The organism is Candidatus Nucleicultrix amoebiphila FS5 (assembly GCF_002117145.1).
GTDB lineage: Bacteria > Pseudomonadota > Alphaproteobacteria > Caedimonadales > Nucleicultricaceae > Nucleicultrix > Nucleicultrix amoebiphila.
Map to the genome: position 1 here is coordinate 175567 of NZ_CP008743.1, position 23337 is coordinate 198903.

Genomic DNA, 23337 nt, shown 5'->3' on the forward strand with positions numbered 1-23337 from the left:
CATAGACGAACAGTAGTTCATCTATGTTGTTAAGATTTATTTTAGCTATCTGTATTTATTCAGAATTTCTTCTGGCGTGATTGATAGAAAGACCTGTAAAGGGATTTCATATTCCCACTCACAGCGCGGATAGCGGGAGATAAAATCTGTAGGGAGTCTTGTATAGGTTCTGATTCCTACTTTTGCATCATTCGCAAAGATGCCTTTTTTGAATAAGTGGTGTGTGACGAGCACAAGTTGATCTTCAAAAGGCCAGTAATGACCACTATCTATGTTGATCGATGTTATTTTTCCTTGGGAAAAAGACATTTTACCGGCGCAAGCAACAGGTTTACCGATTCCATAATATGGATCTTCAGGCTTGGACTTTAAAATATAACTATGGCAACCGTTCTCCGCATCCATAATGAAGAGAGTACCATTTTTAGAAACCACATAGTTAAAGTCTCTATAATCATCATTTATAGAATCATGATTATGAAAATTATCAGCTAACCTATTGAAAGCATCATAAACACGACCGTCTGAGATAGAAGTACTGCATAATGATTTCATTTCGGGAGTATTGCGTTCATCCTCTAATTCAAGCTCTTCATCTGTTTGTCTCGATAAGAGGAATTCACCATGTCTAAAAAATCGATTGTTGATGACAGCGGCGTCTTTGATATAGCTCGCCTGAATTTTTGCTTCGAATAATTCTTTTATTATTTTCTCTGGACGATCATCTTCTGAAGACTCATTAGAGGGAGTTGGTGTAAAGTTATGCTGCTGGTTCACGAAATCATCAACCATGACGCTTGAAAAAGCGGGGTTGTTTAATAGTAATAGAAAAGCAAAAGCAAGTGTTTTCAAAATCACACGCATATCCAAATATCCATAAATAAAAAATCTATCAGATTGCTAATATCGTTATGAAAATTGAATATTCAATAGTATCTAAAGTAGATATATTTACTTTGTATGGAGTTTTTCGATGTTTTGAATAAAAATAATAGTTTCTATCTGTATAATGAAGTTTGCAATTCAATGAACAATAAGTATGTCTTTTTTTGTGCACTTTTATTTTATTTGCGGTATATTTAAAAAAATAGAAAAATAAGAAGTAATAAACTAATGATAAGACTGTATAAGATTCAAGAAGCTCAATTAAAAGAAATTGATGTTGAATCTTTCAAAGATCATTTAGATGAAGCGACGTGGATTGACCTGTATCAACCTACAGAACACGAAGAGCGATTGATTGAAAATCTCCTAAACATAAATATTCCAACCCGAGATGAAATGCATGAGATTGAGCTTTCTAGTCGCCTTTATAAAAGAAACAATACAGTTTTTACCACCTTTGTGATGACCACCAACGTCAATACATCCACCCCTGAATCGCATGCTGTTACTTTTGTTTTGCATCATAAACATCTCATCACAATTCGTTATGTGGATGTAGCACCTTTTAATGCATGTCCCACAAAGTTAAAAAGTCAAAAAGAAGACTATCGTCAAGGAAGTTCAATTTTTGCGTGGATGCTTGAAGAAATCACTGATCAATTAGCCGATATTTTAGAAAACATTGCCCATGCAATTGAAAAGACAAGCCTGGAAATTTTTAATAGTCAAAATGGAGTGACAGTTTCACAAGTAAACTTTAAAAAAATTCTATCAGCCATAGGAACCTATCAGAATCTTTTATCAAAAAGTCAGGAAAGTCTTTTTGGTCTAACCCGCGTCGTTAGTTTTATAGCGGGGACAAGTTATTTTGAAGGGGCGTATGAGCATAAATCTATTCAATTGACGAAACAAGATTTACCCCCCTTGATTGAACATGCCACATTTTTATCCAATAAAATTAACTTCCTTTTGGATGCAACCTTAGGCATGATTAATATCGAACAAAATGCTATCATCAAGATATTTTCAGTAGCTGCCGTGGTCTTTCTTCCCCCGACGTTAATAGCCAGTGCATATGGTATGAATTTTACTGCGATGCCGGAGTTACATTGGTCATTTGGGTATCCTATGGCTTTAATTCTAATGGTGCTTTCAGCCTTTCTACCCTATAAATTTTTTAAACATAAGGGGTGGCTCTAGACTATTCCTTTAAAACAGGAGTTCTGGGTGCCACTAAAAGAGCTTCTCCCTTGACTGTAATGGTTACTAAAGAAGTCTTGAAGCGATTAGCAACACTTTCTTGGATCGCTAATTCTAATGGATAATCATTCATCTCCCATTGGAGACCTTGTGTCGTAGCGATAGCTTTTGGAAAGCCGAAAAGACCTAAGGCTGAGCCTATCGGACCTGATAAAGTAATGGTTTCATCTCTTAAAAAGCGAATGGATTCGTTAAAATTTACTAAAGTGATAGAGACATTTTGATCATGATATCGTTTTAAAAGTGCAGCATTATGAAATGTATGATCTGATCTTCCCCCACCAAGGGCACAAAGGATCACAATATCTGTGGCGTAGTTGTTTAAACAATATTTAAGTGATTTTTCTAAATCCGTATAATTTTGATCGTGAGTTTCAAAAAATTGAACGGCTTGCTTTTCAAAATAAAGTTTCACTTTTTCTAAAATTGAGTCCATATCTCCTGAAATTAAATCAGGTGTCAGCCCCCAATCATAAAATTCATTAGCAGCCCCATCCAAAGCAATTGTAATTCGATCTTTTTGGTACTCACGAACCAAATCCACATCAAAAGGCCCATGGGCCACAATTAAGAACTTCTGTGCTAACATAGGGTGACTCAAAAACAACAGCGTACCTAAAAAGCATAAGATTTTTGTAAGATTCACACAAGCCCCCCTAAAAATAGGCTTTTCCAGCCTTTGTATTAAACGGTTCTTCCTAGTCATATATGGCAAAAAGCCGTATAATAATTTCAATTAATAATATGAATTTTGAGAGAGTATGGAAGTCCTGAAATCCTATTGGCCAATTTTTATTTTTCTTGCTATTGCAGGAGTGATTTCTCTTGTAATGATTTTGTTGGCGTACTTAAGAGCCCCTCTTAAACCTGACCAGGAAAAGCTATCAGCTTATGAATGTGGCTTCGAAGCGTTTTCGGATGCTCGCGTTCGTTTTGATGTACGCTATTATCTGGTAGCCATCATTTTTATTATCTTTGACCTTGAGGTGGCGTTTCTTTTTCCCTGGGCTATAAGCTTTGGAAAAATTGGTCTCTTTGGTTTTTTTTCGATGATGGCTTTTCTTGGTGTTCTGACTATTGGTTTTATTTATGAGTGGAAGAAAGGAGCTTTAGAGTGGGAATAAAGCCCAGCATTCTTCAAGAAATTTTGAGCGAAGATAAACTTGCCGCAAAGCTTTATGATGAAGCAAGAAACCGTGGATTTGTTCTAACTCAGCTAGATAAATTAGCGGCATGGGCCCGTGCGGGATCTTTGTGGCCGATGACTTTTGGTTTGGCGTGTTGTGCTATAGAAATGATGCAAACAGCTGCGAGTCGCTATGACTTAGATCGTTTTGGTATCGTTTTTCGCCCTAGTCCACGGCAATCGGATGTGATGATTGTTGCGGGGACGCTTACGAATAAAATGGCGCCAGCTTTACGTAAAGTTTATGATCAAATGGCTGAACCTCGTTGGGTTATTTCTATGGGCTCTTGCGCTAATGGAGGAGGATATTATCACTATTCATATTCTGTCGTGCGCGGATGTGATCGTATTGTACCAGTAGATGTTTATGTGCCTGGCTGTCCACCAACTGCTGAAGCCTTGTTGTATGGAATTTTGCAACTGCAAAAAAAGATTCGTAGTCAACGGGTTTACATAAGATAAGGCTTGATATGACATTCAATTATCTAAAAGCTCTCGCTGGTAAACTGAAGGTTTCTTTAAAGGAAGCTATGATCGATTCGCAAATTAGCTTAGGTGAGCTAACTTTAATCGTAAAACGCCAGGCTATTGCGCGTGTTTTGACACATCTTCGCGATTCAAAAGATCTGCAATTTAAGCAACTTATTGATATTTGTGGTGTAGACTATCCTGAACGACATGAACGTTTTGAGGTAGTTTACCATCTTTTGAGTTTAAAGAATAACTTGAGAATACGTATCAAGCTCAATGCTTCTGAAGAAACTTTCGTTCCTTCAATTTGTTCCATTTATAGCGCTGCTAACTGGTACGAAAGAGAAATCTGGGATCTTTATGGCGTAAAGTTTGAAGGACATCCAGATTTGCGACGTCTCCTAACCGATTATGGTTTTGAAGGACATCCAATGCGCAAAGATTTTCCCCTCACTGGTCACGTTGAAGTGCGTTATGATGATGAACTCAAACGTGTCGTTTATGAAAAAGTAAACTTACCCCAAGAATTTCGTACTTTTGATTTTCTTAGCCCCTGGGCTGGTATGACGCCTGAGCATCCACTGCCTGGAGATGAAAAAGCCACTAAGGGAGCTTCTTGATGTCTGAAGTGGCACAAAAAAATACGACAAATTATCAAATTAATTTTGGTCCACAGCATCCTGCTGCTCATGGTGTTTTGCGCTTAATTCTAGAATTAGATGGCGAAATTATTGAGCGTGCTGACCCTCACATAGGGTTCCTGCATCGAGGTACTGAAAAGCTTATTGAATATAAAACATACATGCAAGCTTTGCCTTATTTTGATCGTTTAGATTATGTGTCGCCAATGTGTCAGGAGCATGCTTTTGCTCTTGCTGTTGAAAAACTTTTAGGCCTTGATGTGCCGTTAAGAGCTCAATACATTCGTGTGTTGTATTCCGAAATTACACGTCTTTTAAATCATCTGTTGAATATTACGACTTTTGCTCTCGATATAGGGGCAGTTACGCCGCTTTTATGGGGATTCGAAGAACGAGAGCGTCTTATGGAGTTCTACGAAAGAGCTTCTGGGTCAAGGATGCATGCTAACTATTTTCGTCCAGGAGGGGTTCATCAAGATCTTCCTATAGGCCTTTTAGAAGATATTTTTGATTATGCGGATGATTTTCCCCGTTTTGTGGATAACTTAGAAGGCTTGTTAACTGAAAACCGCATTTTTAAACAAAGGACCGTTGATATTGGAGTTGTTCACGGTGAACAAGCGCTCGATTGGGGATTTACCGGTCCAATGTTGAGGGGGTCGGGTGTGCCTTGGGATTTAAGGAGATCACAGCCTTATGATGTTTATGATCGCATGGAATTTGATGTTCCCATAGGAAAAAATGGTGATTGTTATGACCGTTATCTTGTGCGTGTTGAGGAAATGCGTCAAAGCGTGAAAATTATTATGCAATGTCTAGATCAAATTCCCGATGGTCCAGTGATGACAGAGAATCAAAAAGTAGCTCCACCAAAGCGTGCGGAGATGAAAAACTCTATGGAATCTCTCATTCATCATTTTAAGCTTTATACAGAAGGATATCATGTTCCAGCTGGAGAAACGTATACTGCAGTAGAGGCACCAAAAGGGGAGTTTGGTGTTTACCTGGTAGCAGATGGTACGAACAAGCCTTATCGTTGCAAAATTCGAGGAACTAGCTATCCATTTTTACAGGCCGTTGATTTTATGTCCAAAGGACATATGCTTGCTGATGTTGTGTCGATTATTGGTTCCATGGATATTGTCTTTGGGGAGATTGACCGATGACTGCCCCCCCCATGATTAAAGGTAAGCCTTTTTCTTTCACAAAAGAGAATGAAAAACACGTTCTAGAAATTTTGAAAAAATATCCCGAAGGCCGTCAAGCCAGTGCCATTCTTCCTTTTCTTGATTTGGCTCAAAGACAAAATGGAGGATGGTTATCAAAAGAAAGTTTAGAATATGTGGCTGAAAGACTTAAATTACCCATCATGCATGTCTATGAAGTGGCCAGTTTTTATTCAATGTTTAATTTTAAGCCAGTTGGAAAATATTTTATTCAAGTCTGTACAACGACCCCTTGTTGGTTGAGAGGAAGTGATGACGTCTTAAAAGCCTGCAAAAATCATTTAGGGGATATTAAACCTGGTGAGGTGACGAAAGATGGAAATTTTTCGTATAGAGAAGTTGAATGTTTGGGTGCTTGCGCCAATGCACCTATGGTGCAGATTAATGATGAATACTATGAAGATCTTGACGAAAAAAGTATGGGGAAAATTCTAACAGCTTTGCGCAAAGGTGAATCTGTACGCGTTGGTTCACAAATTGGCCGAAAGTCATCGGAACCTCGATCAACAAAGAAGACAACTTCTACTCCTTCTAAAGCAAAGAAAAAGGAGAAATAGTCCATGCTTAATCAAAAGGATCGTATTTTTACAAACCTTTATGGAGAAAAATCCTGGGAACTAAAATCAGCTCAAAAACGTGGCGACTGGGATAATACGAAAACTTATATAAAAAAAGGGCAAGACTGGATCATCAATGAAGTAATTCAATCAGGTCTAAGAGGAAGAGGCGGTGCTGGCTTTCCCACAGGAAAGAAGTGGTCCTTTATTCCTAAACCTTGCAAGATGCCGTCCTATTTAGTCATTAATGCTGATGAGAGTGAGCCTGGGACTTGTAAAGATCGTGAAATTTTGCGTCATGAGCCGCATAAACTTATAGAGGGAGCATTACTTGCTAGCTTCGCCATAGGAGCGAATGCAGCCTATATCTATATTCGTGGAGAGTATGTTTATGAAGCTAGAGTTCTGAATCAAGCCATTCAAGAAGCTTACAGTGCGGGATTTTTAGGGAAAAATGCAGCGAAGAGTGGTTGGGATTTTGACCTTTATGTTCATCGTGGAGCGGGGGCGTATATATGCGGTGAAGAATCCGCTCTTTTAGAAAGTCTTGAAGGGCGAAAAGGTCAACCTCGCTTAAAACCACCTTTTCCAGCTATTATTGGCCTTTATGGATGTCCAACAATCATTAACAACGTTGAAACAATCTCTGTGGTGCCAACAATTTTAAGGCGTGGAGCAAAGTGGTTCTCTGGTTTGGGAGTGCCAACAAGTACTGGAACAAAAATTTTTTCTATTTCAGGACATGTTAATCGTCCCTGTAATGTTGAAGAAGAAATGGGCATTCCTTTAAAAACGCTCATTGAAGAGCATGCTGGCGGAGTGCGTGGCGGTTGGAATAACTTGATGGCGGTTATTCCTGGAGGCTCTTCCGTTCCGATGATTCCAAAGAGCATTTGTGAAACCGTTTTTATGGATTTTGATAGTCTTAAGGCGGTACACACGGGTCTTGGAACTGCTGCTGTTATTGTTATGGATAAATCTACGGATATAATTAAAGCCATTGCAAGACTTTCAAAATTTTATATGCATGAAAGTTGTGGTCAATGCACTCCTTGTCGTGAAGGAACTGGCTGGTTATGGCGCGTTTTGACGCGTTTCTCAAAAGGTGAGGGATCCATTGATGAAATTGATCAACTCGAAGAACTGACTCGGCAAATTGAAGGACATACAATTTGTGCTTTGGGAGATGCGGCCGCTTGGCCCGTTCAAGGACTGATTAGGCATTTTCGTTCAGAAATTGAGAGTCGCCTCTCGCGTAAATCGTCTGCAGCTTGAAGGAAGTGAAAGTAGGAAACACAATGCTTAAAGTGACAATAAATGATCAGATGATTGAGGTTCCAGAAGGCTATACCGTATTGCAAGCCGCTCAGATTGTGGATACAGAAATTCCTGTATTTTGTTTTCATCAACGCCTCAATATCGCCGGAAACTGTCGCATGTGCCTTGTGGAGATGAAGAACTCTCTAAAACCTATTGCTAGCTGCGCTATGCCAGCTACTGATGGCATGGTGATTTATACCAAAACTGAAATGGTTAAAAAGGCTCGTCGTGGCGTTCTTGAATTTTTACTGATCAACCATCCTTTGGATTGCCCTATTTGTGATCAGGGGGGAGAATGTGATCTGCAAGATATTACAATGTCATACGGTTCTGGTATGAGTCGTTACAAGGAAAACAAACGCGCTGTTTCTGCAAAGAATATGGGGCCTTTGGTAAAGACTTTTATGACGCGCTGTATTCATTGTACGCGTTGCATACGCTTTGCTAAAGACGTAGCAGGTATACAGGAACTCGGCGCTATCGGTCGTGGCGAACATATGGAAATTACAACTTATCTTGATCAAGCAATAACGAGTGAATTATCAGCCAATATTATCGATCTCTGCCCTGTAGGTGCGCTTACTTCAGCGCCCTATGCTTTTAAAGGAAGGCCATGGGAACTTAAAAGTACAGAGTCGATTGATGTTATGGATGCAGTAGGCAGCAACATACGTATCGATACTTATAACTTAAAGGTAATGCGGATATTGCCCAGGATTCATGAACAGGTTAACGAAGAATGGTTATCTGATAAATCACGTTATGCATGTGATGGCTTGATGAAACAGCGTCTTGATCGTCCCTATATACGTCATAATGGTCAACTGGAACCCGCAACTTGGAGTCAGGCCTTCAAAGCTATTAAAGATAAACTAAAAACTGTAAAAGGTAGTCAAATAGCAGCTTTTGTGGGAGATATGGTTGAAAGCGAATCTATTCTTGCTTTAAAGGATCTTATGCAAGCTTTGGGGTCACCTCATACGGAATGTCGTCAGGAAGGAGCACTTCTTTCAGCTCAATACCGGGGGGGGTATCTTTTTAACACCTCAATTGAAGGACTTGAACGATCAGATGCGTGCCTGATTGTGGGGGCTAATATTCGTTGTGATGCACCGTTGATCCATACAAGGTTACGAAAGCGTTATGGTATGGGGGACTATAAAGTAGCTTATCTTGGAGGAAAAATAGCTAAACATCGCGATTTGACCTTTCCAGTTGATTTTCTTGGCACAGATCCTCATGTCTTAGATCAAATTTTAAGTGGTAAACATCCATTTAGAAAAATCCTCAAAGAGGCCAAAAATCCTGTACTTATCCTAGGTATGGAAGCCCTTACGCGTCTGGATGCAATGATTATTCTTAGGAAATGTGGAGAGATTGCTGAAAAATATAAAATGATTCGTAAGGACTGGAATGGATTTAATATATTGCATAGAGCTGCTAATCGCGTGGGAGCTCTTGATTTAGGTTTTGTGCCTGGTCGAGGGGGGCTCGCACGGGATGAAATTATTAACTCCGTAGAAAAAAATGATATAAAAGTTCTTTATATCCATGGAGCAGATGAGCTTCCTTTTGATCGCTTTGAAAAAGCTTTTATCATTTATCAAGGTCATCATGGAGATCGAGGTGCCCATCGTGCAGATGTCATTTTACCGGGAGCAGCTTATACAGAAAAGAATGGCACTTATGTTAATATGGAAGGACGCGTTCAACGTGGAATTCAAGCACTTCAACCCCCTGGCGACGCTAAAGAAGATTGGAGAATTATAAGAGCTCTGAGTGAAGTTTTAGATATGTCTTTACCATACGACACCCTAGAGGCTTTACGCAAACGTATGGAGGTTATCAATCCAATTTATAAGACTCTCGATCAAGTAATCCCTGGGGATTGGTCTATGGTTGGGAGAGACGGAAAGCTTTCAAAAGAGCCATTTGCGCCTTCATTAAATGCTTATTATATGACGGATAGCATCTCTAGGCATTCAGAAACCATGGCTAGATGTTTTCACGATATAGATATTATGGCAAAGACAAGAGGAGAGCTTGATGCTGCTTGAGATCTGGCACACTTATATTTTGCCTAATCTTTTGATCGCAGGCGAAGTCGTTCTGATTGTGATTCCATTGATTTTATCTGTAGCATACCTTACTTATGTCGAGCGAAAAGTCATGGCAGCGATGCAATTGAGACGTGGCCCCAACCTAGTGGGGCCTTTTGGTTTGTTGCAACCCATTGCCGATGCCATAAAGCTGATTCATAAGGAACCCATCATTCCTGCGCGAGCGAATCCTTTGCTTTTTCTTATTGCGCCACTTTTAACTTTTACGTTGAGTATGGTAGCTTGGGCAGTGATTCCATTTAGTCAAGGAATGGTTTTAGCGAATATTAATGTTGGTATTCTTTATCTTTTTGCGATTTCGTCTCTTGGGGTTTATGGCATTATTATTGCGGGTTGGGCGAGCAACTCTAAATATGCTTTTTTAGGTTCTTTGCGTTCTGCTGCTCAAATGATTTCCTATGAAGTATCTATAGGTTTTGTGATTGTGACAGTGTTGTTATGCGCAGGTTCCTTAAATCTGTCAGACATTGTCATGGCTCAGGAAAAAATGTGGTTTGTTCTGCCCTTACTGCCAATGTTTGTTATTTTCTTTATTTCAGGGTTAGCTGAAACAAATCGTGCTCCCTTTGACCTTCCTGAAGCTGAGGCAGAGTTAGTCTCAGGTTATAACGTTGAGTATTCGTCTATCCCATTTGCCCTCTTCTTTTTAGGCGAATATGCGAATATGATTTTAATGAGCGCGATGACTTCTATTCTTTTTTTAGGAGGGTGGTTGGCGCCTTTTAATTGGGAACCCTTAAAAATAATTCCAGGTTTTATATGGTTTGCTTTAAAGATCGCTTTTGTGTTGTTTCTCTTTTTATGGGTGAGAGCAAGTTTTCCTCGTTATCGTTATGATCAATTGATGCGTTTGGGATGGAAAGTGTTTCTGCCCTTTACACTGATTTGGCTTGTGCTAACAGCAACAGCTATTATGCTTTATCAACAGGGAATCCTATGAAAACAAAGCCCCTTAAAGTTGTATTGGATAGATGGGTTAAAGCCTTTGCTCTTTTGGATTTATTAAAAGGTATGGCCTTAACCTTAAGGTATGTTTTTAAGCACAAAGTGACTATAAATTACCCTTATGAAAAAGCGAGTGCGAGCCCCAGAATGCGGGGAGAGCATGCCCTAAGACGCTATAGCAATGGGGAAGAACGTTGTATTGCTTGCAAGCTTTGTGAAGCTGTTTGTCCAGCTCAAGCCATTACTATTGACGCTGAACCACGAAGTGATGGTAGCAGACGAACAACGCGGTATGACATTGACATGACAAAATGCATTTATTGTGGACTGTGCCAAGAAGCTTGTCCTGTGGATGCGATTGTTGAAGGACCAAACTATGAATTCGCGGTCCGTTCTCGAGAAGAGCTTTTTTATAATAAAGATAAACTGATTGATAACGGTGACCGTTGGGAGGCATTGCTCGCGGAAAACATTAAAATGGACGAACCTTACAGATAGATGATGTACTCTTATTAATAAAGAATAGAAAGGGCCGGTTGCAACCCGGCCCTATTTTCTTGAGGCTTTTAGAAACCATAGGCACAGTTTGTGCAAATTTGGCTATAAGTATTCGTGTTGTCAACAATACCCAATAGTTGTTGTGTGGTCATAGTAGAAATATCTACATCTTTTTGATAGGTATTCCCAATATAGCTCCGACAAGAGGTTTCATCATTACAGAGCGTACTTGACGTGCATGTATCTGCTCCACAATTGGCGAGACTCGTACATATGCTGCCATCTTTTGCACACACTACGTTAGGGTTGCCGTCTTGAGTGAATGATACAACTTCTGCTGGTACTGGCTGTCCCTGTGCGTTATATAAAGTAGCTGTGCACGCTTGATCTTTACATGCGACATTGCCATCCCCACTTCTTCTTGCAATGGTACAGTCATTCTTATCATCATTACAGCTACTTACCGTACAACAAATCATTATTCCGAACGCTATTAAAATATATTTACTAAAATTCATTATTATCTCCGATTAGAAAATTATTTCAGGATCCATTTTAATCTTCCTTCTCCTAGTTGCTCGAGCATGCCATAGGAATATTAGAGGAACCGTTATTCATTGAAATTAAATTGCCACTCTTATCAACACATACGCCTTTTCCAGCAGTGCAATAAGAAGCATTATCGGGCTGAGAAAAAAGGCCTTCTTTAGTACTCGTTCCATCAGTATAAGTGATTGTTACAGAATTTAGCCCCAACGCTCCTGAGTCGTGTGCTTCCACGCTCTTGATTTGTTTTCCATTGATAGTAATGGAATCTTGAATTGTATTGGTTGTTGTCGTTGACTCACAAGAGGCTAATATCAAGCCTGATGCTGCAACTAAGACACAACTTATGTATGAGCTTTTTTTACTACGCTTCATGCTTTTCTCCCTTTAAAAACGAATTTTTGCGTTGATTGAATATGTATCTGATCTAAAACCACTATGACCACTGGTATTGGTATAGTCAAAACCGGCCGTAATATTGCTTGGAAGCATTAAACGGAACCCGGTTCCAAGAGTAAGTCCTACACGCGCACGACTATTGCTCACAAAATTGAAAGTATTGTTTGGCGTACTCACAGCAGTTCTGATTGTTTGCTTCTTGAGATCAAAATCAACGCCCCCTTTGATATAGGGAGAGACTGCGTAAATAACGTCATCTTGTAAAAAGAAAGAGTGTCCTATCGTTGCCAAAAGGTTAAGATTATGTTTCGAAGTAGCATTTCCTGGCAGAATGTCTTGGTTTATAATGCCAACGCCAATGTTAGGATTCAACGTTAAAGGAGTATTCGTCGTTAAAATGCTGATAGCCCTGTTATGGGTATATCCTAAATTAATTGAACCAAAGAAATTATTGTAAACTGCATGGGCATCCAGACTTGCTCTAAATAGTAAACCCCGACCGGGAATTGTTGAGCCAGTAATTGGAAAGGGGCCTGGCCCTCCAAAAGGATCGGGAGCAGTTTTGTTTGTAATAGCAGTATCAGTCCCTGAGTAGCCCCCCAAAACGCTGCCTGATAGCCATTGCACAAAGTCATAATTTACATAGGCATTAATGCTATTGCTGATGGTGTCCTGTTGACTCCCTGTAAAAAGTTTCGTGTGAGCGTCTGTGGCAGCGTAACCATAGAAAAGTCCAATCTCTAGCTTATTGATAAGTTGATACCCGATACCAAACGTGAATGTTTTTGTGCCTCCTGAAGTTCCTGAGAGATTAAAAGTATCTTTAAAACTCGTTTTAGCAACGGTTGACCAAAAGCTAATGTTTCTGCGCACAAATTTTGGATCATTACGCCATGAATAAGATGGGTTAGCCTTGAGAGTATAAACACCGTCTTTGATAACTTTCTGTTCGCTGGCAGCAGAGACACTATTTATACTGCATAGAATTGTTGAAAATGTTAAGATATATTGAAGTTTTTTCATGTAGCCTCACCGTTTTTTTATTTATCGCAACTATAATGACTGAAAAATAAATTGATGGCAAAGCTTTGAATAAAATTTTAATTACTTTTTAATAAGTGTTTCTGATGTGCAACGCAGATTAAACATGAATAAAGCATTCAGGTTATATCGAACTTTCATCCCGGTCCGAGCAAAACTCAGAGCCGGGAATCAGTTTTATTGATTAGAAATTATTTGAAGTGTAATGAGAAACTCCCCATTTTTTATCAGCTTTTTTGGCTACTCCGACAAAATCTCTAATATTTGAATATGTTTCTGCAAGTAAGCTGCTTACTTTCTGTGTTGTTGGATGGTTCAACACTGTTTCATAAGATGAAACTAACTTGCTCTTCATTTTAGCTATAGTGCTTTTTGTTTGAGCATCAAGACTTTTTGACATATCTCTTTGAGTGTTCTGATAAATCGGAAGTGACGTTGTTTCGTCTTGAAAACGATCCAGAACAAGTCTTTGTGCAGTCCTGAAGGCAGATGAGTCTACAATGGTTTCAGTCACTTGCTCTACAAGATTAGGAGCGGAAACTTTAGCATATTCGCTAGCGCCTTGTTTTGCAGCTCTTTTAGCAATCTCAACTGCTTCTGTAGCCATATGCTCGTTAGCTGTTTTAGCGACTTCGTTTGTAATTGCTGTATATCCTTCAGTCAGCCCTTTGTTCACAACCTGAGTAGCTTCATTTTTGACGGTTGTTAGGATTTTAGATGACAGTTGAGTATCCACTGGACTTGTGTATCCCATCCAACGCCATGGATTCATCACTGAATAAGCCTGGCTTTCATTGTATTCTTCAATCATACCTTCAGCCATCTTCGTTGTTTGCTCAACAAAGGGTTTCAGTTCCATTGGGCTTTGTCCAGTTAGGTTCATAGGTGTTTGTGTCGTGAAGGGGGCATAATCTACTTTTACTTCGCCTACATAAGCTTCAGCAGATGCTTTCAAGCTGCTCGTTACCGGATTTCCCATGTAATATGAGATCATTGGTTTAATAATGTATTGAGTGGAAGCAACCATAAGCGCTGCAGGAACTGTTGTTTCCCAGAGTAAAAACCTGCCGGCTTTGTAAAGAGGATGTTTAAAGAATGCGGAGGCTGCTGTATGTCCGGTGACATAACCAGCATTATCGAGAGCCCAGTGAGCAGCATAGTTCTTTTTATAGAGCTTTTCAAAAAAATCATCAGCTGAATTGCTCTCATTCCAGAGCAATTCCATATGAGAAATGCTTTTCTTTGAACGATGTTCCCAGTCGTTTTTCAAAAACAGGCCATCAACCCGTTTAAAAGTCTCACTAACACCACGGCTCATAAGTTGACGTGTAATTTCAGCATAAAGATGCGGTGTTAACGCTGAGCTTACTTTGCCGAGGGCAAACCATGTGTTTAAAAACGTTGGGGCAATCACCTTCGTAGCAAAGTCAGTGGCTCTTAAAGCAAAGAGATTATAAACTTCTTCATCTGGTAATAATCCTGCAACGACCATATTTCTATGCAGAATAGGATCTGTGCTATAAAGGAAGTACTGAAAATCATCAAAGCTAGCCTTTGATTGACCATTTTCACCAAAAAATCGTGATATGACTGTTTTCTTATCCAGAGAATCCCCGAGATTTTCGGAAAACATATCCTTAAATTTTTGCGCTAATGACGTTAAATAGTGGGGTTTTTGATCGAATTCGACATCAAAGGAATAATGTAATTGCCCTTTTTCAAGCTTATCAAGGTCATCACAAAATTTAGCTTCTGTAGCATACGCGACATCTGTAATGGCTAAGGATGATAACAATAATAATGATTTATAAAACTTAGATTTTGAGTTGATATATTTTAACATTGGTTCCCTCACACGGATGGTAAATAAAACGTAAGTACATTTGAGGTGGGGGCAATTATTCTGTTTTCAAGAAAAAATATTTTTATTTACTGAGTTGAAAAATAACGAGAGATAACCAGATGCAAGGGTAGGGAAAACAATCTTATTATTTCGGAGGAATGAAATGTTAAACCGTACCCTTTCTGCAAAGAAAACGACAAAAGCTGTTATTTACACATCAATCGCTGCTCTTTTAGCAACATCAATGCCAGTTCATGCGAGTAAGCAATGGGAAACTTTTGATAATCCATTACAGACTAGAAGTGGTCATTCATACAATAGAACAGGCGGAAGTTGGAAATTTTTGCAATCTGCAGTCCAAGTTGCTCAAGAAATCGTTACTGCACCAGTTATCGCTGTGCAGGAAGCTGTACAAGGTGACAACGTAACTTATGACAATCCACAATCTCTTGCTCTTGAATATAACAGAGAGCGCTCACCCGTTCGTCCTTCAAAGGCCCTTGTTGCGGTTAAGAAGCAATCCCATGATTTTGATGATGAGACTTTTGCTTCACGCAATCGTTCAACGTTGAAGATGATTGGTTTTGCCATGTATGCTCTCGTGTTTATTGGACTGATCTATACGATTTATAGCTACATGTTTGGTGGCTCGGATGATCGTTCTTCAGGAACAGCTGGATATTTACCATCAGGAAGTGATTCATCCAATCCTATCCTCCAGATTGCTGATAAAGTCATAGAGGAAACTGTTAAAACTGTTCAAAAAGTGTCAACAGATTTGATGACTCATCCAGATCATCCAGGTGTGCGCGATATTCCCACATACTACGGTAGTATGAGAGATGGACATGCCGATATCACTGGTATTGAGATCGAAGGCAGGCAAACAGGAATATTTGATTTCTTTCAAAACTTCTTTGCTAAGAAACAATAACTAGAGTTTAAAAAACCCCGAAGACGAGCAATCGTCGGTAAAGGGAGGTCAGTTTTGGCCTCCCTTTATTTTTTCTCCTTAAGTAATCCATAAAATCTATTCTATTTTTTTTCTATCTTACGTAACAAATATTTAACATAGGGTTGAAAATTAGGTTTTTATTCCCAGATATGGAGGTAGGGAAGTCATTATTATTATTTTGGAGGTACTATGTTAAATTTTACACTTTCTTCTAAGAAAACGACAAAAGCTGTTATTTACACATCAATCGCAGCTCTTTTAGCAACGTCAATGCCAGTTCACGCTTCAAGAAACCAAAAAAGTGAGGATTGGTCTTATACAGATTATGGTCAGAGAGAGCTACGCTATGGCAGAGCATATCAAAGCGGTCACTGGCAGAAGCTTAAAAAAACAGTTACTCAAGCTGTTTCTACTATTGTGACTGCCCCTGTGCAAGAAGTAGTAGAAGCCGTAACTGCACCAAGAGAGAATGTGGAGTACAATCGTTCTTCATCTTCACCTCTTGCTCTTGAATATAACAGAGATCGTTCACCCGTTCGTCCTTCATCGTCAAAGGCGCTTGTTGCGACTAAGAAGCAATCCCATGATTTTGATTTAAGCGATGATTTTGCTTCACGCAATCGTTCAACGTTGAAGATGGTGGGGTATGTTATGTATGCAGCATTGTTCATTGGATTGATTTATATGATTTATAGCTACATGTTTGGCGGTTCAGATGATCGTTCTTCAGGAACAGCTGGATATTTACCATCAGGAAGTGATTCATCCAATCCTATCCTCCAGATTGCTGATAAAGTCATAGAGGAAACTGTTAAAACTGTTCAAAAAGTATCAACAGATTTGATGACTCATCCAGATCACCCAGGTGTACGCGATGTTCCCACATACTACGGTAGTATGAGAGATGGACATGCTGATATCACTGGTATTGAGATCGAAGGCAGAGAAACAGGAATATTGGATTTCTTTCAAAACTTCTTTGCTAAGAAACAATAACTAGAGTTTAAAAAACCCCGAAGACGAGCAATCGTCGGTAAAGGGAGGTCAGTTTTGGCCTCCCTTTATTTTTTGCTTAAATTTTCTAATAAAACTCGCTATGGTGCTTCTCCATCACTTTGTTGTAGAATTGCATCATGGCTATTAGTATTGGACCAATAAATCTTGAGAATAACGTCATCCTGGCACCTATGTCAGGGGTCACAGATATGCCTTTTCGCCGCTTGGTGAAACGTCAAGGCGCTGCCTTGGTGATCTCAGAGATGATTGCTTCTCAAGCTTTGATCCGAGAGAGTCGCAAAACTCTTAAAATGATTATGAAAACCCCTGAAGAATTTCCCATGTCTGTTCAATTGGCAGGATGTGAGCCAGAGGCTATGGCTGAGGCTGCTAAGCTTAATGAAGATCTAGGGGCTAATATTATCGATATTAACATGGGGTGTCCGGCTAAAAAAGTTGTGAACGGATACGCGGGTTCTGCGCTTATGAAAGAAGAACTAAAAGCGGCTAAAATTATAGAAGCGACTGTTAAAGCGGTTTCGCTGCCTGTTACCTTAAAGATGCGGACGGGATGGGATGATAATTCCCGAAATGCGCCTCAATTAGCGAAAATTGCCGAAGACCTAGGTGTTAAAATGATTACCGTTCATGGTCGTACGCGCTGTCAATTTTACAACGGCCGCGCAGACTGGGATTTTATTGCTGAAGTTAAAAATAGCGTTAAAATACCTGTTATTGGTAATGGGGATGTCAAAACTGAAGAGGATGCTAAAACTTTGTTGGAAAAATCACAGGCTGATGGCGTGATGATTGGTAGAGGGGCGTATGGCCGTCCTTGGTTCCTTAATCAAGTGAGTCATTATCTCAAAACTGCTCAAAAGCTGCCACAACCTAATATTTTTGCCATGAAAGATATTATGATAGAACACTATCAGGAAATGCTGAGCCACCATGGCGGCGAGTATGGAGTACGCTTGGCTCGCAAGCATTTGGGCTGGTACAGCAAGGGATTACCAAACTCAGCAGATTTTCGTTCCAAAGTGAATCTAATGGATGATGCTGATCAAGTCTTATCTTTTATGACACAATTCTTTGATCAATGCATTGACAAGGAGTTGAGCAGAATGGCAGCATAGAACTATGTCGATGGAAAATTCAATAAAATCAAAGCATTCAACTGGTCTTGCTCAACTCATCGAAGAGAAGTTGGATATATACTTTGCCCGGCTTAATGGTGCCTGTTCGAAAGGGTGCCTTTATGAGCAAATTATCAGAGAGGTAGAAAAACCTCTTTTAAAAGCAACTCTAAAGGTTGCGCAAGGTAATAAACTAAAAGCATCAGAAATGTTGGGTATTAACCGCAATACCCTGCGCAAAAAATTAAAAGAACACGCTCTTGAATAGGGTGATCGAAAGAGGTCAGGGTGTCCGCCAGTCTCAATCAGCAAGCCTATAGTCTTTATGAACGCCTTCTGAAGTGGATGCATCGCATTAACTTTTCTCGTAAATTTTCCTATGGCATTGTTTTTTTGGCTGTAGTAGCAGGCATAGCGACTTATATCGCTTTTTCGAATCCTGAGCTGGTCTTTGGTTCATCAAAATTTACCATTATTTTATTGAATATAGATTTGGCCATTCTTTTGCTTCTGGGAATTGTGATTGCACGTCGTTTGGTAAAAGTATGGGTTGAACGACGAGAAGGTCAGGCAGGTGCTAAACTTCATGTCAGATTGGTCGTTATTTTTAGTCTTTTAACTGCTCTCCCGACCATTCTTGTAGCCTTATTTTCGGCGGTTTTTTTTAATGTTGGCGTTCAATCCTGGTTCAGCCATCGTGTAAAGACAGCTTTAGATGAATCTTCGGCCGTTGCTACCGCTTATTTGGAAGAACATAGAAAGGTTATTAGTGCTAACGTTCATGCAATGGCTAACGATATAGGGCAGCAATTTTCTTCCCTCGAAAATAATCAGGACGTTTTTAACCGTTTTTTAGATTTGCAAGTAGATGTACGTAATTTAAACGAAGCTATTGTGTTTAACAGCTCGAGCAAGGTTCTTGCACGTTCACGTTTAGCTTTTGCTCTAGAATTTGAGCCTATTAATCAGTTGGATTTGACCCGCGCCACCCACGGTGTTGTAATTCACACCAACGATCGAGGAGATCGTGTGCGAGCCTTAATTCGCATTGATCCTGCTATCGATAGCTATTTATTGGTAGGGCGTCTTGTGGATTCAAAAGTTTTGAGTCGCATCAAGATGGTCAAAAGCGCCGTTGGAGAGTATCAACTCGCTGAAAGTAAATTATCTGATATCGAGTTGAAATTTTCTTTAATCTTTATAGTAGTCTCTTTTTTATTGCTCTTTATCGTGGTTTGGGTCGTTCTTTTGTTTGCTAATCGTCTTGTTAGACCAATTCGAGGATTGATTGCTGCTGTTGAAAAAGTGAGAGGAGGAGATTTATCAGCAAGAGTTGTTGAACCGATTGATGATGATGAGTTTGCATTGCTTTCTCAAGAATTTAACCGTATGACGCAGCGTTTACAGGCTCAACAGAAAAAACTCATTGAAGCAAACAAGCAGCTCGATGCGCGTCGACAAATTATGGAAGACGTATTAGCGGGAGTTACCGCTGGCGTTATGGGTCTCTCTTCAGACCGAATAATTCGTTTTACCAATCGATCAGCGGCAGAATTATTAAACATTTCAATTGAAAAATTGATTGGTCAAAAAATTGATAAGGCCATCCCAGAAATGGCTCCTTTAGTTAAAAAGGCTGAAGGAATTTCTGAGAAATTTCTTCAGTCACAGTTAAGCATTCAACGACTTGGTTTTCAGCGTGTCTTTTTAATGCGAATCGTTCTAGAAGAAGAAGAGAGTGGTTATATCGTAACTTTTGATGATATTACGCAACTGGTAAGCGCGCAACGCACAGCTGCATGGGCAGACGTCGCACGTCATATTGCTCATGAAATCAAAAATCCACTGACGCCGATTCAGTTGTCAGCTGAACGCCTAAGACGAAAATATAAAAAAGAGCTTTCAGAAAACGATACGATTTTTGATACGTGTATCGATACGATTATTAGGCAAGTTGATCATATTGGGCGTTTAGTTGGTGAGTTTTCTGCTTTTGCTCGTATGCCAAGTCCTGAGATTCATGATGAGAATATAATTGAGTTGGCTAAGCAAGCTTTGTTTCTTCAGCAGTCAGCGCATACAAATGTTGATTTTATTTTTAATATTCCTGAGAAACCTCTTATGTTTCCTTGCGATGCCTCTCAAATAACTCAAGTTCTCACAAACCTCTTGCAAAATGCTGTAGACTCCGTAGAAAGCTATCATGAGAAAAGCGGTGGTGGTACTGCCCAGCCTATGGTAAAACTGACCATAGAACAAAAGATGGAAAAGCTTCATATCATTGTTGAAGATAATGGTGAAGGATTTCCGGAAGAAGGTCGAGATAAGCTAACTGAACCTTATATGACAACAAAAGGTAAGGGAACAGGACTCGGACTTGCTATTGTTAAAAAAATCGTAGAGGATCATAAAGGATCCTTGATTCTGGAAGACCGTAAGGGCGGAGGTGCCCGAGTAAGGCTGACGTTTAATTATGACGAAGGCCAAAAATAAAGACTAACTGGGGTAATAAGGAAAAAACATGGCTCAAGATATCCTCATCGTTGATGACGAAGCGGACATTAGCACACTCGTTTCAGACCTTTTAAAAGACGAAGGCTATGAAACCCGTTGTGCGATCGATGGCCCTGCTGCTATCGAAGCGATTAAGGAACGTCGACCAAGTTTAGTCGTTTTGGATATATGGCTAGGTGACAGTCGTTTTGACGGTCTAAAAGTTCTAGAAATTATTCGTAAAGATCACTCAGATTTACCGATTGTCATGATGAGCGGTCACGGTACAATTGAAACTGCGGTTGAAGCGATTAAAAGAGGGGCGTATGACTTTATAGAAAAGCCTTTTAAAACTGATCGACTTATGCTGGTAATTGAGCGTGCAATTGAAGCAGCGCGTTTGAGACGAGAGAATCAAGAGCTCAAGACAAAAACAACCCCTAGTTTGTTTTTGTCCACGGGTTCTTTATCGCAAACTATTGAAAAAGTTGCGCCAACAAGTAGTCGTGTATTTGTTTCTGGTCCCTCAGGAAGTGGTAAAGAAGAATTGGCACGTCTTGTCCATATGCGCTCTGCTCGCCGTGATGCGCCGTTTTCAGTTCTTAATTGCGCGATTTTTAGTACGGATCGGCTGGAAAGCGAACTTTTTGGTACAGAATCCGGAGATGCCATTCAAGTAGGTGTCTTAGAGCAAACTCACCAAGGCACGCTTCTTCTTGATGAAGTATGTTCCATGCCCCTTGAAACGCAAGGAAAATTTGTAAGGTTCTTACAAGAGCAAAGATTCCAAAGACTCGGTGGGACACGTAAAGTCAAAGTAGATGTTCGTGTTCTGGCGTCCACAAGTGAAAATGTTGAAAAAGAAGTTGAAGAAGGACGTTTTCGTCAGGAATTATATTATAGATTAAGTGTCGTACCAATCAAAGTGCCGCCTTTAAAGGAACGCAAAGAAGAAATCCCAGAATTGGTGAAACACTTTGTTGCAGCTTCCGCTTCATCCCATGGGTTAAAGATAAGGGCATTTTCAGAAGAAGCGTTACTCGCTCTTCAATCTTATAATTGGCCTGGCAATATAAGGCAGTTGAGAAATGTGATTGATTGGGTTTTGATTATGTCAAGTGAATGTGATGATGAGCCCGTCACGGTCAGTATGCTCCCCACAGAAATAGTCAACCAAACACCTAAGATTTTGCAAAGCAATGAATCGGCTGAACTAATTAAGCTTCCTTTACGCGAAGCACGGGAAAAATTTGAACGTGATTATTTATTAGCTCAGGTTACGCGATTTGCGGGAAATATATCACAAACAGCTAATTTCGTTGGTATGGAGCGCTCAGCTCTTCATCGTAAACTCAAAAACTTACAGTTGGATCGCAAAGGGACTAAATCTGAAGCCTCATAAAAGTAAGTAATAAAAAGCATTGGTCGAGGTAGGCAGGACATGAAAGTTATTATTTGTGGAGCAGGGCAGGTTGGTTTTAACCTTGCGCGTTATTTAGCGAATCGTAATCATGTTACTGTCATTGATAATTCTCCTGAACTCATCGCCAAAATTAACGATCGTTTAGATGTCAAAGCAATTCTTGGCTATGCCTCTTATCCCGAAGTGCTGGAGAAAGCCGGTGCTGGCGCTACGGACTTATTGATTGCCGTCACTCATTCGGACGAAGTCAATATGGTGGCTTGTGAGACTGCTCATGCTCTTTTTAATGTTAAAACAAAAATTGCGCGTATTCGTAATCAGAGCTATCTTCATCCCAATTGGTCTGAACTTTTTTCTCCTGAGAATTTAAGCATCGATGTTGTTATTTCGCCGGAAGTTGAAGTGGCACGAGCTATTAGCCGTAGTCTGCGTGTGCCTGGCGCTTTCGATATTATACCTATGTCACAAGGATTGGTGAAAGTTATTGGAGTTCGATGCACGACAGAAACACCTATTATTAACACTCCAATTAGCCATATCACCAGCCTCTTTCCAGATTTGGATATATGTATCATTGGAATGGTTCGAGACGATAAATGTTTCATTCCAATCCCTTCGGATATTGTACGTCCTGGTGATGAGGTGTACTTTACCGTTCAGACTTCTAAAGTTGATAAGACGATGCAGGCTTTTGGTTATGAAGGAGGCGATGCACAACGTTTATTGATTTTAGGCGGGGGCAATATAGGTCTTTGTCTGGCTGAACTTATCGAGGCTCAACATCCGGACACCCATGCGCATCTTATTGAATTTAATGAGAAAAGAGCTGAATTTATAGCCCAACGTTTGTCAAAGAGCGTTGTTCTTTGTGGTGACGCACTTGATAGCGAAGTATTATTAGAAGCTGGTGTAGAATCCACGGAAACGGTCGTTGCAGTTACTGCTGATGATCGTGTAAACATTTTAGCATCATTGCTCGCGAAACGCCATGGCGCTAAGCGCGCCTTAGCATTGGTTAATAATAATTCTTATTCGCCCCTTGTAACATCTCTTGGCGTTGATGCAGTGATTACGCCTCGTGTGGTTACTGTCTCAAGTATTCTTCAGAATATTCGCAGTGGTAAAGTGAACTCAATATATTCTCTTGGTGAAACCTTTGGTGAAATCATTGAAGTAGAAGCATCAGGGACATCGAGTCTTATTGGAGCTGCAGTGGGTGATATTAATGTACCTCGAGATTTGCTTGTAGCAGTGATTGTGCGTGGTAACCGAGTTATTATCCCCAATGATACGACAACAATTCAATTGGAAGATAAGGTGATCATTATGATTTCCTATCGCATGATTCCAAAAGTTGAAAAGCTTTTTGCTACTAACTTAGATTATACCTAACCTA

At 39.9% G+C, this 23337-nt stretch carries 23 protein-coding genes; 17 read left to right on the top strand and 6 right to left on the bottom strand.

Annotation, left to right across the window (positions count from 1 at the left end):
- Window positions 1-45 precede the first annotated feature (45 nt).
- Window positions 46-858 carry a hypothetical protein gene (locus GQ61_RS00815; RefSeq protein WP_157111093.1) on the bottom strand — a complete coding sequence of 271 codons (813 nt, stop codon included), beginning with the start codon at window positions 856-858 and terminating at the stop codon, window positions 46-48.
- A gap of 255 nt (window positions 859-1113) precedes the next feature.
- Here GQ61_RS00815 and GQ61_RS00820 point away from each other — a divergent pair, with 255 nt between their 5' ends.
- The gene (locus tag GQ61_RS00820; RefSeq protein ID WP_085783485.1) at window positions 1114-2085 is read left to right on the top strand and encodes a magnesium transporter CorA family protein; all 972 of its coding nucleotides are present in this window, start codon (window positions 1114-1116) and stop codon (window positions 2083-2085) included.
- Window position 2086: 1 nt separating this feature from the next.
- Here GQ61_RS00820 and GQ61_RS00825 read toward each other — a convergent pair whose 3' ends face one another.
- Window positions 2087-2791: a thiamine diphosphokinase gene (locus GQ61_RS00825; RefSeq protein WP_198157355.1), complete on the bottom strand. Its 705-nt coding sequence runs from the start codon at window positions 2789-2791 to the stop codon at window positions 2087-2089.
- Window positions 2792-2906: 115 nt separating this feature from the next.
- On the opposite strand from GQ61_RS00825, the gene GQ61_RS00830 reads away from it, so the two are divergent.
- Genes GQ61_RS00830 through nuoI form a run of 9 tightly spaced genes read left to right on the top strand, consistent with a single transcriptional unit; the run spans window position 2907 to window position 11109 of the window.
- Window positions 2907-3269 (top strand): NADH-quinone oxidoreductase subunit A, encoded by a 363-nt coding sequence (locus GQ61_RS00830; protein ID WP_085783487.1) that lies wholly within the window; start codon window positions 2907-2909, stop codon window positions 3267-3269.
- A gap of 20 nt (window positions 3270-3289) precedes the next feature.
- On the top strand, window positions 3290-3793 hold the full coding sequence (locus GQ61_RS00835) for a NuoB/complex I 20 kDa subunit family protein (RefSeq protein ID WP_157111191.1): 504 nt from the start codon (window positions 3290-3292) through the stop codon (window positions 3791-3793).
- A gap of 8 nt (window positions 3794-3801) precedes the next feature.
- Entirely contained in the window at window positions 3802-4422 is a 621-nt protein-coding gene (locus GQ61_RS00840) for an NADH-quinone oxidoreductase subunit C (RefSeq protein ID WP_085783488.1), read from the top strand.
- On the top strand, window positions 4422-5609 hold the full coding sequence (locus tag GQ61_RS00845) for an NADH-quinone oxidoreductase subunit D (RefSeq protein WP_085783489.1): 1188 nt from the start codon (window positions 4422-4424) through the stop codon (window positions 5607-5609). Before GQ61_RS00840 ends, GQ61_RS00845 begins: the two co-directional genes overlap by 1 nt.
- On the top strand, window positions 5606-6226 hold the full coding sequence (nuoE, locus tag GQ61_RS00850) for an NADH-quinone oxidoreductase subunit NuoE (protein WP_085783490.1): 621 nt from the start codon (window positions 5606-5608) through the stop codon (window positions 6224-6226). Before GQ61_RS00845 ends, nuoE begins: the two co-directional genes overlap by 4 nt.
- A gap of 3 nt (window positions 6227-6229) precedes the next feature.
- The gene (gene nuoF, locus GQ61_RS00855; RefSeq protein WP_085783491.1) at window positions 6230-7501 is read left to right on the top strand and encodes an NADH-quinone oxidoreductase subunit NuoF; all 1272 of its coding nucleotides are present in this window, start codon (window positions 6230-6232) and stop codon (window positions 7499-7501) included.
- A gap of 23 nt (window positions 7502-7524) precedes the next feature.
- Window positions 7525-9603: an NADH-quinone oxidoreductase subunit NuoG gene (gene nuoG / locus GQ61_RS00860; RefSeq protein WP_085783492.1), complete on the top strand. Its 2079-nt coding sequence runs from the start codon at window positions 7525-7527 to the stop codon at window positions 9601-9603.
- Window positions 9596-10606 (top strand): NADH-quinone oxidoreductase subunit NuoH, encoded by a 1011-nt coding sequence (gene nuoH / locus GQ61_RS00865; protein ID WP_085785037.1) that lies wholly within the window; start codon window positions 9596-9598, stop codon window positions 10604-10606. The genes nuoG and nuoH overlap by 8 nt, the downstream gene beginning before the upstream one ends.
- The gene (gene nuoI / locus GQ61_RS00870) at window positions 10603-11109 is read left to right on the top strand and encodes an NADH-quinone oxidoreductase subunit NuoI (protein ID WP_085783493.1); all 507 of its coding nucleotides are present in this window, start codon (window positions 10603-10605) and stop codon (window positions 11107-11109) included. The genes nuoH and nuoI overlap by 4 nt, the downstream gene beginning before the upstream one ends.
- A gap of 68 nt (window positions 11110-11177) precedes the next feature.
- Here the strand turns inward: nuoI and GQ61_RS00875 are convergent, their stop codons facing one another.
- The 4 genes from GQ61_RS00875 to GQ61_RS00890 all read right to left on the bottom strand — a co-directional run bounded on the left by GQ61_RS00875 (window position 11178) and on the right by GQ61_RS00890 (window position 14938).
- Complete coding sequence (locus GQ61_RS00875; RefSeq protein ID WP_157111095.1) at window positions 11178-11588, bottom strand: hypothetical protein; 411 nt, start codon at window positions 11586-11588, stop codon at window positions 11178-11180.
- A gap of 91 nt (window positions 11589-11679) precedes the next feature.
- Window positions 11680-12030, bottom strand: a complete 351-nt coding sequence (locus tag GQ61_RS00880) for a hypothetical protein (protein ID WP_085783495.1) — start codon at window positions 12028-12030, stop codon at window positions 11680-11682.
- A gap of 12 nt (window positions 12031-12042) precedes the next feature.
- Window positions 12043-13077, bottom strand: coding sequence for an outer membrane beta-barrel protein (locus GQ61_RS00885; protein ID WP_085783496.1), 1035 nt, complete (start codon window positions 13075-13077; stop codon window positions 12043-12045).
- A gap of 202 nt (window positions 13078-13279) precedes the next feature.
- Complete coding sequence (locus GQ61_RS00890; RefSeq protein ID WP_085783497.1) at window positions 13280-14938, bottom strand: hypothetical protein; 1659 nt, start codon at window positions 14936-14938, stop codon at window positions 13280-13282.
- A gap of 163 nt (window positions 14939-15101) precedes the next feature.
- Here GQ61_RS00890 and GQ61_RS00895 point away from each other — a divergent pair, with 163 nt between their 5' ends.
- The 7 genes from GQ61_RS00895 (at window position 15102) to trkA (ending at window position 23333) form a co-directional block, all read left to right on the top strand.
- Entirely contained in the window at window positions 15102-15872 is a 771-nt protein-coding gene (locus tag GQ61_RS00895; RefSeq protein WP_085783498.1) for a hypothetical protein, read from the top strand.
- A 210-nt stretch (window positions 15873-16082) separates the two neighbouring features.
- Window positions 16083-16889, top strand: a complete 807-nt coding sequence (locus GQ61_RS00900; RefSeq protein WP_085783499.1) for a hypothetical protein — start codon at window positions 16083-16085, stop codon at window positions 16887-16889.
- A gap of 137 nt (window positions 16890-17026) precedes the next feature.
- Window positions 17027-18025 carry a tRNA dihydrouridine synthase DusB gene (gene dusB / locus GQ61_RS00905; RefSeq protein ID WP_085783500.1) on the top strand — a complete coding sequence of 333 codons (999 nt, stop codon included), beginning with the start codon at window positions 17027-17029 and terminating at the stop codon, window positions 18023-18025.
- Window positions 18026-18035: 10 nt separating this feature from the next.
- Entirely contained in the window at window positions 18036-18293 is a 258-nt protein-coding gene (locus GQ61_RS00910) for a helix-turn-helix domain-containing protein (protein ID WP_085783501.1), read from the top strand.
- Between the two features lie 20 nt (window positions 18294-18313).
- Window positions 18314-20518, top strand: coding sequence for a sensor histidine kinase NtrY-like (locus GQ61_RS00915; RefSeq protein ID WP_085783502.1), 2205 nt, complete (start codon window positions 18314-18316; stop codon window positions 20516-20518).
- 28 nt (window positions 20519-20546) lie between these two features.
- Entirely contained in the window at window positions 20547-21920 is a 1374-nt protein-coding gene (ntrX, locus tag GQ61_RS00920) for a nitrogen assimilation response regulator NtrX (protein WP_085783503.1), read from the top strand.
- A 39-nt stretch (window positions 21921-21959) separates the two neighbouring features.
- Window positions 21960-23333 (top strand): Trk system potassium transporter TrkA, encoded by a 1374-nt coding sequence (trkA, locus tag GQ61_RS00925; RefSeq protein ID WP_085783504.1) that lies wholly within the window; start codon window positions 21960-21962, stop codon window positions 23331-23333.
- The last annotated feature ends 4 nt before the right edge of the window (window positions 23334-23337 follow it).